Source organism: Buttiauxella cochleicola (genome assembly GCF_021282405.1).
GTDB lineage: Bacteria > Pseudomonadota > Gammaproteobacteria > Enterobacterales > Enterobacteriaceae > Buttiauxella > Buttiauxella massiliensis.
The window spans coordinates 309,716-324,770 of record NZ_JAJSOU010000003.1 but is presented as its reverse complement, the minus strand read 5'-3'; the positions used below and the strand labels follow the sequence as shown (position 1 = coordinate 324,770).

Sequence of the window (15,055 nt, the reverse complement as noted above, 5' to 3'; positions counted from 1 at the left end):
AGACGCTTTCTGGAAAGATCTTATAAAGTGCAGTCATTGGTTTTCGGAAACTACATTGAGCTTGCGGGATTTTGGAGATTTATTATGTCTAATGAAGTACTGCCTGGTTGCCCCAGTCACCTCAATACCAGAGCGCGCGACTCGCGCCGAATGACACTGTTTGTTTCCGTTTCTGCGGCGGTAGCGGGCCTGTTGTTTGGACTTGATATCGGAGTGATTTCTGGTGCTTTACCCTTTATTACTCAGCATTTTACTTTAAGTAGCCAACAGCAAGAGTGGGTTGTGAGTACCATGATGTTAGGCGCAGCAATCGGTGCACTTGCAAATGGCTGGCTCTCATCTGCGTTGGGTCGCAAATATAGTCTTATGGCAGGAGCGATATTATTTATTATCGGCTCACTCGGCTCAGCACTCGCGCCAACGGTAGAAATATTGATGGTCTCACGCGTCGTCCTTGGGATGGCCGTGGGGATTGCTTCATACACCGCTCCTCTTTATCTGTCTGAAATGGCAACGGAAGATATTCGCGGGAAAATGATCAGCATGTATCAGCTGATGGTTACTCTGGGTATTTTGCTGGCGTTCTTATCAGATACAGCCCTGAGCTACAGCGGCGACTGGCGAATGATGCTGGGCGTGCTGGCAATTCCTGCATTCCTGCTGCTGATACTGGTTGTCTTTTTGCCCAATAGCCCACGCTGGCTGGCCGCTAAAGGGCGCCATATTGAAGCCGAAGAAGTATTAAGTAAGTTGCGAGATACCTCGGAGAAAGCGCGCCAGGAATTGCAGGATATCCGTGAAAGCCTCAAGTTAAAACAGCACGGTTGGGAGCTGTTCAAAATGAACAGCAACGTGCGCCGTGCCGTATTCCTAGGCATGTTGTTGCAAGCGATGCAGCAGTTCACCGGCATGAATATCATTATGTATTACGCGCCAAAAATCTTTGAAATGGCGGGTTTCACAACCACGCATGAGCAGATGATGGCAACCATTGTTGTCGGCCTGACGTTTATGCTCGCCACCTTCATTGCTATTTTCATGGTCGATAAAGCAGGACGTAAACCGGCACTGAAAATTGGCTTTAGCGTTATGGCTGTTGGCACGCTGGTGTTGGGCTATTGCCTGATGCAGTTTGATAATGGCAATGCTTCAGATGGTTTGTCTTACCTGTCTGTCGGTATGACTATGATGTGTATCGCAGGCTATGCGATGAGTGCCGCACCTGTGGTTTGGATTCTGTGCTCTGAAATCCAACCGCTGAAAAGCCGTGATTTTGGGATTACCTGTTCAACCACCACTAACTGGGTGTCGAACATGATAATTGGTGCCACATTCCTGAGCCTGTTAGATGCAGTTGGCCCGGCAGCCACATTCTGGATGTATACCGCTCTTAATATTGCATTTATCGGCGTCACTTTCTGGCTAATTCCAGAAACGAAAAATGTCACACTGGAACACATCGAGAAGAAACTTATGGCGGGTGAAAAACTACGTAATATTGGGCAGTAATTCCTCCAGAACAATAAACCCTGACTGAATCAGGGTTTATCTATTTAATCTGGCAATTAAAGTGAGTTATCCATGCCGAATGGGTAACTCTCAATACAGTTGCGACCATTATTTTTTGCCTGATACAACATTTGGTCTGCTTTGTTAATAAGCCGCTGGTAATCAGGGTGGTTATCGAATTCGACCAAACCTGCACTGATGGTGACATTAAATGAGGTGTCTACATCGACTTCAATCATCTGGCTGGCAATATGGCTGCGCAGTCGCTCCGTCAGGACTTGAGCCTGAGACAGTGTCGTTTCCACCATCAACAACATAAATTCTTCACCACCGTAGCGGAAAACATAGTCACTACTGCGCACATACTCATGCAACCAGACCGCAATATTTTTTAGTGTGTTATCACCGACAGTGTGACCATAGTTATCATTGATTTTTTTGAAGTAATCTATGTCCAACAAAGCGATAGTAAAAGGCTTACCGGAGCTAATGGATAAACCAATCTCACGTCTCATGATCGTAGGGATAAAGCGACGAGTGAGTAGTTTGGTCATTGGATCTTTACCATTCTCACTTTTCACTATCTCTTCGAAGATAGAGCTAAGAATCATATTAACCTGTTCAATATCTTGCCTTAACAGGCGTAGCAAATGAATGCGACTTAACGTATTTGATGATTCTTTAGCAAACTCAGTGGTAATAAGCCTATCTATTTTTTGGATCAGTGCATCAACTTTCTTAATTAAATCTGGCTGCCTGAAAATATGCTGGCCTTTATGAGCAAACCATAGCCCGAATTCAGAATCACTAAGTAGCACACGTTCTTCAAATGGCAATTCAGTCGCAATATTATAAATAAACTGATTTTCCCAATCTTTTAATGCCCCTAACTGACGTTCACGTTCCACGCTCATATCGTCATAAACAGTTAGCAGGCGAAAATGTTCTTGATCGTGCATCATTTTTTGATGTGAAGGTGTAAAAGCAATAGTCATCACTTCAATTGCCGAATCTATTGCCATGCCACTAAAGAAGATAGCATCGTTAATTTCTTTTGCAGAGAGTTGTGTTTTATTTAATAGCAATTGAAAAAGTTCATACTTCAGCTTTCTGGCGCCACGGGCAACAAGATCGATAGGCAACCCAATCCGAGCATGAACCTCACCAACATTGCGCTGATGAGTAATTAATGCGGCTAAATCTTCACACGAACTCCCCAGCACTTTGCGCAACCAGTTATTCATACTGGCACTAAGTCTCTCTTCAACCTGGGTCGTGCTAAGGAATAATTTCGCCTTCTCATCCTGCAACATATATTGATAATACGCATCAACCAGCTGCCTGACCTCCTCATCACTAAGGCTCATAAGGGTCTGATGAGTTGCAGCATTTGTATTATTAATTAACAACTGCCACTCATTTTTAATAATGTCGTAATTAAGAGGTTGGATGTTTTTCATAAGTGTAACATTTATTCTTCGCGAGATATTATTTCTATTAAGGAATTCCCCTGTGAGTTGAATATTATCTCAACTGCTCTTTTTTGTATAACTTTATCATTTCCAGATATATATAATTCTCTTACTTAAAATTTCCACATTTAAATACATTCAACTGCTTTAAATACGTCAATACTTCTGCTATGCAACCCAATATTGCAGCAATAGCGAAAAACTTTGCGCCAGATAAAAAAGATTACTTTAAATTCCCCAATTGCTTGCGGATATGGTGCTGTAGCACCGCTAGCATGCTGGCACCGGACAACCCAATCATCAGCGCACCATTCACCGCTTCCAGTGGGCCGAGCAGTTTCCATTTCGCACTCATCACGATATCGCCATAGCCCAACGTGGCAAAATTGACGCCAGAGTGATAAACCGCCTCTTGCAGAGAGGAAAACTCCCCGAGCCACAAAAACAAGATCCCCCACAGCATTATTTGCAGCAGATTACCCACCAATACAATGATGATGATGCCGAACAATGCCAATACGCCATAAAACATCCCTTCCCTCTGGTGAAAGCGCTTGATGTAAAAGCGAATGCACCAAACAGACATAAGTGATTGCAGCAACATATTGCACAGGATGACAGGCATCCCAGTTATCAAGACCAGCAACATTTTAACCCCCTTAATCGGTTTCGGCTGCTGGACGACCAGCCAGATGCCAGCGTTCAAGAACCACCACACACGCCCAGCCATACAGGGCAACAGCAACATATAGAGAACAGCGCATCAGCGATGCCAGCCAGACATCTTTACCGGAAGCACTGTCCTGAATTGCTGGGCCAAACAGAATCAGGCAGGTGACCCAGGCATTACTCCAGAAAGAGGGGGTGAATCGGCTAGTCGCCAGTCGCACCAAACGGCGCGCAACCCAAAGGCTAACGAGAGCCATCCACAGCACCAGCATCAGGAATGAAGGCCAGATGCTAAGCCCAAACCACAGCACTACCGCCAACAGCGCCCCCATCAAAGTCGATAGCACCAACTCTTTCCCGACCTGTTTTGCCGCAAGCGTGTTGGTTTGCTGTGCCAGCATCACGGTTTTCATCACTGCCGGGATATAAAACGCAGGGTTGCTTAATGCTAACAACCACACCGGCAATACAATAAGCACTGCACGTAAAGCCAGCTGGTGTGGAGATTCAGGAGGCAGTAGCACCTTAGCTGCTGAGGCAGGTGTGGCCTGAGGCGGGAACAGTACTAACGCAAACCGGTTAACCACCGTACCAATGATGATGCCAAGCCCCATCATTTGAGCAATACCAATAGCTAGTGACTGCTCGATGAGTCCGGCAATCGGAATGATGGTAATGGCCGTCGTCAGTAGCATGGCCTGGGTTCCCTTCCCTCTAAGCCCCATCAGCATCAGCAGATAAAGCAGCAGCGCCGTAAACAGCAATGCAGATAACGGGTAGTGCGTCAGTAAAGGCACCATCAGCACGCCACCAATCATGGTCATCGTTAGCACTAAGCCAACAATAATCCCCTTTTTGATGGGCAAAGGTTTCCCCTGACACAACACAATCCAGGCCATAATGCAGCCCAAATGCGGCATCGGTAGTGCAAGACCGTAGCAGACCAGCGCCGCAATGGCCGATCCCACTCCAATTCTCAGTACCGCACGATCCCCGTTATGCATGGCCTACCTCAGTAGATATACGAGAACCAGCTCATCAGTCGTATGTAGATGCTACCGAAGAAGCTCATTACGCCAGCGCCATTGGCATAGACCAATACATCCGCCTGCCCACCGACCCGCAAGTTTTTAACCGGAGGGAAATCGTCTTTAACAAAGGCTATTTTCACCGGGAACCGCTGCGCCTGACGTAGCCAGTCACGGCTATTATCGACCGTAGGCAGAACACCTGCGGGCTGGCTTTGTGTAGCACTTACGCCATAACTGATGCTGCGCACCTGGCCTTTGAAAATATGCCCCGGCATGCTGTCGAGCAAAATGGCGACTTCATCACCGATATTCACGTTGCCGATGTTATTTTCGGTCATATCCGCGCTAATCCAGACATCGTTTATCGCCACCAGCGTCATAACGGGTGCTCCCGCGCCAAGAAACTGTCCGATATCAGTGCGCAGATCCGTTACCAGCCCGCGGTTGGTCGCAACAACTACGGTATTTTTCCGGTCCAGTTCGGCTTTTTGCACCGCGGAACGAGCGCTCAGCAGTTGTGAGTTTTTTTCCCCGGAAACGCCCGCAGCTTCCGTCGCTCGGCGCACATCAGCAGCGGCGGCTGCCATCTGGCTACGCGCGGTTTCCCGCGTGGCTTGTGCCACTTCGAGTCGGCGAACTGAGATGGTGCCGGGATCTTCACGATACAAACGCTCCTGACGTTCAGCGTCTTTAGCCGCATTTTGATAAGCGGCTGTTGCCGCCTGTAAACCCGCTTTGGCCGCGGCAATGGTTTCATTATTGGCTTTGACCGAACTGAGCACCGTTTCATAGTCCGAGCGAGCCTTAGCCAACGCGATGTCATAAGGCTCGGGATCAAGCTCAAACAGCTTATCGCCCGGCGAGACCTCCTGATTATCGCGGACATAGACCTTTTGTATTTGCCCTCCCACTTCCGCAGCAATGGGGATAACAAACGCCTGAATTCTTGCCTGAGAGGTATAAGGTGTGAGGCGATCCGCCGCCAGATACCAGCAAAGCAATAAAATGATGACCACGAGGAGACCTATCACTCCACGTCGACTGGCTTGCCCCGCCGGATATGAGGATTCTGTCATTGCTGTTTACCTTCTTTGGGTAACGTTGCTGATGGCAAAGGGGCATCCAATAAAGGCACCCAGTTATCACGCTGGCGTAAATGAGCATCGGTTTGCTTATCAACCAGTGGGCGCTCACGCCCTTTCTCCCAACCGCCGCCCAGAGCCTTATAGAGCGTAATCAAGTCACGCATCAGGGCACCCCGGCTATTCACTAGCCTCTCCTGTTGATTAAACAAGGCTCTTTGTGAATCCAGTACCCGCTGGAAGTCAGCCATACCCTCACGATATTGGGTGTTGGCGATATCCAAAGAACGGTTTGCCGCCTGCCCAGTTTGGGTCAGCAGATCGATCTCTTGTTTATCATTGGCATAAGCAACGGCTGCATCATCCACTTCACGTGCGGCCTGAAATACCGTATCCCGGTAGCGTTCATGCAGTTGCAGGAACCGCGCATCTTGTACCAACACCTGGTTACCCAGCCGCCCTTGATCAAGCAAGTTCCAACTAAATGTCGGCCCCGCAGCCCAGGAGAGCGTGCTACTTCCGCCATTTCGGGCGCTAATTCCCACGCTGCCGATAAGAGAAATAGACGGATAGAGTTCAGTTTCTGCCACGCCTATCAAGGCTGACTGTGCCGCTAATTGCCTTTCAGCCGCTCGCACATCAGGTCGGCGGCGCAGCAAATCTGCAGGCAATTCCGACACCAGCTCGAGGTTGCCCTTCGGAAGGCCCCCTGTGTTATCGACCATTTCGGGTAACGGGCCAGGTTTTCGCGCCAGCAGCACGCTCAATGCGTTCTGGCTCTGACGCAGACTTGTTTCCAGTTGAGGAAGACTTGAGAGAGTTGATAGATATTGGGTTCTCGCCTGCTGTACATCCAGCTCAGCGCTGTTGCCACTGAGGAATAAACGTTCTGTGATTTGCAGGCTACGCTGCTGAATTTTGGCGTTACTGCGGGTAATTTGCAGGCGCGCTTCAAGCGTACGGATATTCACATACAGCTGGGCGACTTGTGCCGCCATCAGCACCTGAATATCGTCATATTGCGCAAGTGTTGCGAAGTAACTCGCATCGGCAGATTCGACACCACGTTTGAACTTGCCCCAGAAATCAATCTCCCATCCCAGGTTAAAGCCCGCGCCATAGTTGGTGCTAGCGATGTAACGGTCATTATGTTGTTGACCGCCAGTAATGACTTGCCCATCGCCAATGGTTGCCTGAGGTGAGAGTAAGCTTTCTGCAATCCCCAACTGTGCTCGTGATTCAAGCAGGCGCAGACCGGCAATTTTAACATCGGGGTTTTTCCGCAAGGCTTCGTTGACGAGCATCGTAAGAGTCGGGTCATTAAGCTGTATCCACCACTGGTCATAACTGCTCTGAGATACGCCAGATGCCATACTCTTCGTCGCTGGCTGCCATTGCGCCAGCTCCGGAACTTGTGGAGTTTTATAGTCAGGTCCCAGAGTGGTACACGCGCTCAAGACCAGGCTTGCGCCCCCCGTTATCAGGAGGCGCCTGAATCTGTCTTCACAGAGCATCTTGCCCGCTCAACGTCGGGCCTGACGGACCTTCTTTAACCCAGGCCATGAAGATTCGGTAACCAATAGATAGCAAGGTCGCGCCAATAAACATGCCGAGAATACCGTTGGTCGCCATACCTCCCAGCGCCCCCAATAGCACCACAGGCATTGGCACATCTACACCACGCCCCAACAACAAAGGTTTCAGCACATTGTCCGCCATACCGGCGACAATCAGCAGAATGGTGAAAATGATATTCATCACGGTTCCGTTGTCGCCTGTCATCCACATAATCGCGATAGCCGGGGCGGTAACCAGTATCACCGGAACCTGGGCAATACCCAGAATCAGAGCCAGAACGAAGAAAATCCCCACGGCAGGAATACCAGCGAACGCCATCACAATACCAGCCAGCAACGCCTGAATGAAGGCAACACCAATAACCCCCATCGCTACGGCACGAATGGTATTGGTGCAAAGTTTAGTCAGGGCCGGGCCTTTTCTTTCATCGGTGATGCGTGTGGCGATACTCGTAGCACTTGCCGCACCTGAAGCACCCCAGGCCATCATGATACCGGCGACGATAAAGGAGAATACAAAGCCAATCAAACCGCCACTCATGCTAGCCAGAATGGTAATAACCTGGCGGGTAATCTCACCTAGTTGCGGGCCATAACTTTTAACTAAACCTGGTAAATCTGTCGCGGCCCTCATCCACACAACATAGATTTTTTCACCCACAATCGGTATTGCCACCAGGCGATTCGAAGGTTGCGGAATGACCAGGCTATCACTGGTGACTTTTGAAATAAGTGCACTGACGCTATCACCCAGGGAGCTAATCATCGCGATGGTAGGTACAACGATTAGCAACACCCCCAGCAACACCAGCAAGGTCGCAGCCCATCCCTGTTTATTCCCCATACGCGCAGCAAAACGTTGATGAAGCGGATAGAGAGTCACCGCCAGAATAAGTGCCCACAGCAGCATATTCATAAAAGGCGAGATGACAGTAAAACAGAAGGAGGCTAGTGCGAGGATGAGACCAAATTTGATGAACATATCCAGAAATCTGGCAACCAGTCTTTTCTCAGCTAAGGGAGTATCATTAATTTCCATGATGCGGTTATTCCAGGTGATAGTGACTACGTAACTATCCAGATCTCGAGCATTAATGACCGGGACAGCAGATCGCTGGCATTGCATTTTAAAAAATTAGATTGAGCCCAGTAATATAAACCCGTTGGTTTTTATTAACTATTTTGATAATAGAACAAACAGACATTACTGCAAAAATGGCACAAAGAGTGTGGTCGCCAGACTTACCATCTAAAAACAAAGATAAAAAATTTAATCTATACAACGGCATTCTATTTTCGATAGCATTTTCCGTATAAATACAAATAAAAAATCAGAACTAAGCTCTGTAAAAAACAACCCGTACAATCGAAAATATCACAACGGCGTTCGTAACACCTCACTCACTGATGAATACATCACCAGAAACGAATGAAATGACAATACCCCCCAACATCATTTCGGGTGATGTTCTTTCTGCAGAATAATTATTTCAGGCTATACCCAAGTATTAAACCAGCCTTATTAGCACACAACAAAACGGTTTTTTGTTTATTTTTAACAAACACTAATCAACTCAATGAGAATAATTGCGGCATTAAGGTATCAAAGTGTTAATAATTAATTGCAAGCCATTAATAATACAAGGTCATATCTAAAAACAAGGCGACTGTTAGCACGCAAACCATAAAACCTCAGTTGAACTCAGGCTGATCCCACAACAAATGATTTTTGTGGTACAAAGTACCAGCAATTTTTAACCATTTTCAGGGACGCGCCATGTCTGTTTCCATCGATATTATTTCCTGCATCACCGATCGTTTTGTGGAGCTGACCACGACAGAAAAGCGTATTGCACAATTTATTCTCGATGATGTGCAATCAGCTACGACTTTATCAATTTCAGAAATGGCGCGGCTTACAGATACCAGTCAGGCATCGATTACCCGTTTTGCACGCGCGATTGGCTGCAAAGATGTGCGCGAGCTAAAAGTGAAACTCGCACAGTCGCTGGCGGTAGGGCAACGTTTTATTCTGGATGTACCTGACCTCGAAGGCGTGCAAGGTATCTACGAAACTATCATTAATGTGCTGGATATTAATCGCCGGGCACTCGATACCGACTCGCTTAACAAAGCGGTGGAATGGTTGGGCCAAAGCCGACAAATTCTCGCTATCGGCATGGGCGGTGGCTCCACAATTTGTGCCCAGGAAGTACAATTTCGCCTGTTCCGTCTTGGCCTTCCGGTGGTCAGCCAAAGTGATGGTCTGCTGGTCAGAATGATGTGTTCGGCTGTGTCACCCAACGATGTGGTACTGGCATTATCGCTGGGAGGATACACACCAGAGGTGATTGAAAGTGCGGCTATCGCCCGGCAGTACGGTGCAAAAGTGATTGCCATCACCCCGCAAGACTCACCGCTGGCGCAAAACGCTGATATTGTGCTGCCGCTGATAGTGCGGGAAAACGACTATATTTTTAAGCCCAGCACCTCGCGCTATGCGATGTTAGCAATGGTAGATGTGTTGGCGACGGAGCTGGCTATGGCCAATAAAAACCAGACCAAAGACCGCCTGCGCCGCATCAAACTTGCCCTGGATAGCCATCGGGGTGGTGCGGACAGACAGCCTCTGGGGGATTAGCGGCTTGCCGGGTGCCTCCCTCAAGAAGAGGGAGGAGCGAACTAACCCTTAACGGTCTGCCCGATAACAGGTCAAATCCACTTCGACTTTACAATCCACCACCAGGTCAGCCACACAACAGACGCGAGCTGGCGGATGCTCGGCAAAGAACTCAGCGAACACTTTGTTAAACGACTGGAAATAGCGCGCGTCGGTAAGATAAACCTTCACATGCACCACATCGGCCAGGGTGTAGCCCGCACTTTCCATGATGTCCACGCAGTTCTGAATCGCCAGGCGCGACTGCTCAATAATGCCACCTTCAACGACTTCACCATCTTTCATTGGCGTTTGCCCGGAAACATAAAGCCAACCACCCGCTTCTACCGCTTTTGCAAAGGGTAAGTGCTGCCCGCCTGTTCCAGTGCTGCCACCGACTCCGTAACGTTTAATGCTCATTGTTGTTCCTTATTGATTTTCATTCTCTCAGGAGAGGGGCGAAATGAAGATGCGATTTAGCGACGTAAGAACCGCCCGGCACGCCCGATAACTTGTTGATCCCGACCATAACTCATCACACCGTTAACCATTACCGCTTCGATACCAGCAGCCGGTTGTTGCGGATCGCTAAAGCTTGCCACATCGCGCACGGTTTCAGCATCAAACATCACTAAATCAGCATAATAGCCGCACTTCACCAGTCCGCGCCCATCAAGCTGGAAACGAGCAGCCGACATTCCCGTCATCTTATGCACTGCAACAGTCAGCGGAAATAGCTTCTCATCACGGCTGTAGTGACCCAGTACACGCGGGAAGGCTCCCCACAAACGCGGATGCGGCATCGGATCGTTTGGCAAACCGTCTGAGCCGACCATGGTGACCGGGTAGCTCAACACGCGTCGCACGTCCTGCTCGTCCATGTTGTAGTAAATCGCCCCGGCTGGCATCAGCAATTTCCCCGCCTCAGTCAACGTCATCGACCAGTTTTGCGCGATCTGTTTTAGCGACTGCCCGGCAATTTCAGGATGCGGTTCCGACCAGGTAATCACAATGTCGAATTCGTCGGTAATTTGTTTCAGGTCCAGCGTAGAAGAGCTCGCAGAGTAGGGATAACAGTCGCAGGACACATCCTGCTGCTGGCGCACCTTGTCGAATAGTTTCAATGTTTCAACCGTCCGCCCCCAGTTCTTTGCCCCGGCGCACTTATGATGTGAAACAACGACAGGCACTTTGCCATGACGACCAATGCGAAAGGCCTCATCGAGCGCCTCAAGAATCGGCTCAAATTCCGAGCGCAGATGGGTGGTGTAAATTCCTTTCCCCGCCGCCAACTCTTCCGCCAACGCCATCACCTCTTCTGTTGTGGAATGGAACGCGCTGCCATAGGCAAGACCAGTACTTAACCCTAGACCGCCCTGCTGCAACGCCTCACGAAGCTGCGCGCGCATGGCGCTAATTTCTTCGCTTGTGGCGGCGCGGAACAAGTCATCCATATGATTATTACGCAGCGCCGTGTGGCCAATTAATGTGCCGACGTTAACCGCCGGCTTAGCTTGCTCTACGGCTTGCGCGTAGGCGGCAACCGTTGGGTAGATGAAGTGTTCCACTTCACCGAGCAAATTCATCGGGTCAGGCACATTACCCTTCATGGTCGCCGTGGCGGCACTGATTCCGCAATTGCCGACGATCACTGTCGTAATACCCTGGCTAATTTTTGGCAGGTACTCCGGCATCCGGATAACGTTAATGTCATCGTGGGTATGAACATCAATAAAACCAGGAGCCAACACCCGGCCTTTTCCATCAATTTCTTCATGTGCCGAACCACTGATCATTGGCGCGATTTCCACAATGCGATCGCCCTGCACCGCAACATCAGCACGATATTGCGCTCCACCGCTTCCATCGATAACCGTGACATTCCTGAACAAGTAATCGAACTTCATGTCTTCCTAACCCCCGTTATGTTCTGGATTAAAGTTAACCATTTACAAGCGTAAAAAACAGTGGAAGACTACTCAAAACCCCTATGAAATTATGATACTTTTATTCAATTAAGCACATTATTTTTAATAAAAAATATATTTTTCATTAAATTACAAATGATACATTGTCTGAAAGAAATGAAAATCACAAAGGAATAATGTTATGAAATACCAGAACGCTAACCTCGTCCTACACAAATCAGCCTTGATGTTTACCCCTGCTAATATCCTCAACGAAGACATTTGTTTACCCGCAGCCGTTATCAAAAAAGGCGCGCTGGAGAACAATATTCAGTGGATGCAGCGCTACGCAGATACGCGCGGTGTCTCCCTGGCCCCTCACGGGAAAACCACCATGACACCGTGGATTTTTCAACAACAGCAGCAAGCGGGGGCCTGGGCGGTAGGTGTCGGCAGCGCCTGGCAAGCAAGCATTGCGATGGTTAGCGGTATCAAACGAGTGTTGATGGTTAACCAGTTGGTCGGCAAAGCAAATATGCAGCTGGTCTCACAGCTAAAAGCTCATTACCCGGATGTCGATTACCTATGCTGTGTTGACAGTCTTGCCAATGCAAAAGCGCTTTCTGCTTTCTTTAGCGCGAATAACCAGCGGCTTGATGTTTTGATTGAACTGGGGGTACCTGGTGGGCGCTGTGGTTGCCGCACGACTGAACAGGCACAAACCCTGGCCGAGGGAATTTCTATACTCCCGGGTCTGCGCTTACGCGGTCTGGAACTGTATGAAGGCGTGCTGCACGGCGAAAACCCGCAACCGAAAGTGGAAGCATTGCTGCGCGACGCCGCGGCACTCGCCTGCCAGCTAGAGCAATATGTTGACGGGGAATTTATCCTCACGGGTGCGGGTTCTGTTTGGTATGACGTGGTATGTAATGTCTGGCTGGTCGCGCAAAAACCGGCAAACTGCCGCATTGTTATCCGCCCTGGTTGTTACATCACGCACGATGCCGGTATTTACCAGCAAGCACAGGACGAGCTTATGGCGCGCGATAAAGTCGCCTGTGATCTTGGGGGAGATTTAGTCTCGGCTCTGGAGCTGGTTGCAATGGTGCAATCCGTACCGGAAAGCGACCGCGCGATTGTGAATTTTGGCAAACGAGACAGCGCTTTTGACGCAGGTTTACCGCAGCCTGTTGCGCATTACCGAGCGGGAAAATCACTGGAACTGGTAGCTAATGCCATCGAAACCACCGGCATCATGGATCAACATGCCATGCTGAAACTCAAAGCCGGTGCTGATGTGCAGGTGGGGGATATTCTGGTCTTCAGCACTTCCCATCCGTGCCTGACATTCGACAAATGGAAAGCGCTCTTACTGGTTGATGAGCAGTACAACGTTCTCGAAACGTTGGAAACAGCCTTTTGATCAAATAGTTTGCCGGTCGGGTTAGCATTCGCGACACCCGACATTTATGCCATCGGCTCAGCTATCAATCCCTTCACAAAGCAAATCAATAATTAACAACGAACCGTAGCGCACTTCTGTTAGCGGTAAAAGAATATCGTCGCTGTGAATAAATGAGCCGCTATCCCGGCCAATGAAAATGATTTCAGCACCCAGCCGACGCGCCTGATGCGCCGCCGCAATCAGTGCATTTTCCGGTGCAGAGCCTGCAAAAACTACCAACACTTGTCCGGCACCAAGCATCGATGCAGTAATACTCATCAGCGCTGGGTCCTGACAAATATTGGCCGGATAGCCCTGAGTCAGCAGGCGATATTGCAACAGGCTCGCAAAAGGCGTATCTGCCGCACTGGCACTGAAAATATGCACCGCTTTCGCCTGTTTTAAACGAACAACTGCCTGATTGATGACTGCGGGTTGCAGTTCGCAGAACTGTGAATTTAGTGCATTTTGCAGCTTGTTCAGTTTTTCACGCCATGGCAAAGCCATATCACCACCGGCTACCGGTGTACTGGCTTGCGCCAGTTTCATACGCAAATCACGGATATCGTCACACCCCGAAGCTCTGGCAAATCGGGTAATAGTTGCCGGGCTAACCCCAGCAGCCGTCGCAAGCTGGTCGATGGTGGCCGAGGCAGCAAAAGAGACATCATCAAGAATGGTCTGCGCCACGCGTGATTCTTGCTGGCTGAAGTCATTCAGGCGGTTGCGGATCTGGCCGAGAATATCCCCGTTATTCTCACGCCCTATTGAGTGCGAAAACCTGTCGAGTATTTCGCTACCAATACCAGCGTTAAGGGCCAGCGCTTTCAGTGCACCCGGATCTACCCAGGCAGCATCGCCCAGCATAGGGGCTGCGGGAACTTGCAGATTGTTCTCCTGCTGTTGATGGCGCACCTGGCCGATAAAATCATTGATATCGTCACAGCCAATGCTGCGCGCAAAGTGCTGCAACGTGGCAGGGCTCACCCCTGCCTTTGTCGCTAACTCTTCCATCGTTGCTTCGGGTATTTGCGCGAAGTTATCGAGGAAAAAGCGTGCCAGACGAGATTCTTGCGCAGGCAGGCCAGATAACCCGTGTACCAGTTGGTAAACAATATCCATAACAGGGGGCGTCCTAATGTCGGCATTAACTGCTCGTTAAAAGCATCATAAATGTTTGAAATTATTTTTCAATCCATCTCATTCACGTACACATTATTCTCTACAACGCTCGCCATCCATATCCATTTTCCTATAGAGATCACATATTCATCCGGCCTCAGTGCCATCGGGAAATAATCCAACAGTGATCACACTCATGAAAATAATTTTCATACATGCTAATTAAAACAGCTAATGTATGAAATATGTTTTCAAATGAGGGGAAGGTTGTAATGAAAAAAATCATGTTGTGCTGTGCTGCGGGGATGTCCACCAGCATGCTGGTACAAAAAATGCGTACCGAAGCGACGAAGCGTTCTCTGGAAATCGAAATTGACGCCATCCCGGTATCCGAAATTGAAGGCCAATTGCGCCATGCCGACGTGGTATTGCTTGGCCCGCAAGTACAGTACGAATTACAGCGCCTGACTGAGCTTTCCACACCGCTGGGGAAACCTGTCGCGGTGATAGATATGATGGATTACGGCACCATGCGCGGCGATCGCGTGCTGGATAAAGCCCTCGCCCTAATGGCCTGAGACAG

At 49.2% G+C, this 15,055-nt stretch carries 13 protein-coding genes; 4 read left to right on the top strand and 9 right to left on the bottom strand.

The genetic code is table 11. The annotated features are described in order from the left end of the window. The first annotated feature begins 84 nt into the window (after positions 1 to 84). A complete protein-coding gene (locus LVQ79_RS05810) occupies positions 85 to 1,509 on the top strand; it encodes a sugar porter family MFS transporter (RefSeq protein ID WP_151994867.1) in 1,425 nt (474 codons plus the stop codon). Positions 1,510 to 1,565: 56 nt separating this feature from the next. Here the strand turns inward: LVQ79_RS05810 and LVQ79_RS05805 are convergent, their stop codons facing one another. The 6 genes from LVQ79_RS05805 to LVQ79_RS05780 all read right to left on the bottom strand — a co-directional run bounded on the left by LVQ79_RS05805 (position 1,566) and on the right by LVQ79_RS05780 (position 8,379). After that, positions 1,566 to 2,969 carry a diguanylate cyclase gene (locus LVQ79_RS05805; RefSeq protein WP_232864222.1) on the bottom strand — a complete coding sequence of 468 codons (1,404 nt, stop codon included), beginning with the start codon at positions 2,967 to 2,969 and terminating at the stop codon, positions 1,566 to 1,568. 235 nt (positions 2,970 to 3,204) lie between these two features. Next, complete coding sequence (locus tag LVQ79_RS05800) at positions 3,205 to 3,630, bottom strand: ion channel (RefSeq protein ID WP_232864221.1); 426 nt, start codon at positions 3,628 to 3,630, stop codon at positions 3,205 to 3,207. Positions 3,631 to 3,640: 10 nt separating this feature from the next. After that, positions 3,641 to 4,654, bottom strand: coding sequence for a DUF2955 domain-containing protein (locus tag LVQ79_RS05795; protein WP_232864220.1), 1,014 nt, complete (start codon positions 4,652 to 4,654; stop codon positions 3,641 to 3,643). An 8-nt stretch (positions 4,655 to 4,662) separates the two neighbouring features. Next, entirely contained in the window at positions 4,663 to 5,757 is a 1,095-nt protein-coding gene (locus LVQ79_RS05790) for an HlyD family secretion protein (protein ID WP_232864219.1), read from the bottom strand. Continuing rightward, positions 5,754 to 7,220 (bottom strand): efflux transporter outer membrane subunit, encoded by a 1,467-nt coding sequence (locus tag LVQ79_RS05785; RefSeq protein WP_232864218.1) that lies wholly within the window; start codon positions 7,218 to 7,220, stop codon positions 5,754 to 5,756. The genes LVQ79_RS05790 and LVQ79_RS05785 overlap by 4 nt, the downstream gene beginning before the upstream one ends. A gap of 46 nt (positions 7,221 to 7,266) precedes the next feature. Beyond that, positions 7,267 to 8,379 carry an AI-2E family transporter gene (locus tag LVQ79_RS05780; RefSeq protein ID WP_151994861.1) on the bottom strand — a complete coding sequence of 371 codons (1,113 nt, stop codon included), beginning with the start codon at positions 8,377 to 8,379 and terminating at the stop codon, positions 7,267 to 7,269. 738 nt (positions 8,380 to 9,117) lie between these two features. On the opposite strand from LVQ79_RS05780, the gene LVQ79_RS05775 reads away from it, so the two are divergent. After that, positions 9,118 to 9,981, top strand: coding sequence for a MurR/RpiR family transcriptional regulator (locus LVQ79_RS05775; RefSeq protein ID WP_232864217.1), 864 nt, complete (start codon positions 9,118 to 9,120; stop codon positions 9,979 to 9,981). 48 nt (positions 9,982 to 10,029) lie between these two features. Here the strand turns inward: LVQ79_RS05775 and LVQ79_RS05770 are convergent, their stop codons facing one another. Together LVQ79_RS05770 and LVQ79_RS05765 are read right to left on the bottom strand one after the other, a co-directional pair. Further along, the gene (locus LVQ79_RS05770; protein WP_232864216.1) at positions 10,030 to 10,419 is read right to left on the bottom strand and encodes a RidA family protein; all 390 of its coding nucleotides are present in this window, start codon (positions 10,417 to 10,419) and stop codon (positions 10,030 to 10,032) included. Positions 10,420 to 10,475: 56 nt separating this feature from the next. Then, positions 10,476 to 11,906: an N-acyl-D-amino-acid deacylase family protein gene (locus LVQ79_RS05765; protein WP_232864215.1), complete on the bottom strand. Its 1,431-nt coding sequence runs from the start codon at positions 11,904 to 11,906 to the stop codon at positions 10,476 to 10,478. 202 nt (positions 11,907 to 12,108) lie between these two features. Between LVQ79_RS05765 and LVQ79_RS05760 the strand changes: the two genes are divergently transcribed. Then, positions 12,109 to 13,329, top strand: coding sequence for an amino acid deaminase (locus LVQ79_RS05760; protein WP_232864214.1), 1,221 nt, complete (start codon positions 12,109 to 12,111; stop codon positions 13,327 to 13,329). Positions 13,330 to 13,386: 57 nt separating this feature from the next. On the opposite strand, the gene LVQ79_RS05755 is transcribed toward LVQ79_RS05760, so the two are convergent. Continuing rightward, positions 13,387 to 14,472, bottom strand: a complete 1,086-nt coding sequence (locus LVQ79_RS05755; protein ID WP_232864213.1) for a MurR/RpiR family transcriptional regulator — start codon at positions 14,470 to 14,472, stop codon at positions 13,387 to 13,389. 272 nt (positions 14,473 to 14,744) lie between these two features. Between LVQ79_RS05755 and LVQ79_RS05750 the strand changes: the two genes are divergently transcribed. Further along, positions 14,745 to 15,050 carry a PTS sugar transporter subunit IIB gene (locus LVQ79_RS05750; protein WP_064516930.1) on the top strand — a complete coding sequence of 102 codons (306 nt, stop codon included), beginning with the start codon at positions 14,745 to 14,747 and terminating at the stop codon, positions 15,048 to 15,050. Positions 15,051 to 15,055 lie beyond the last annotated feature (5 nt).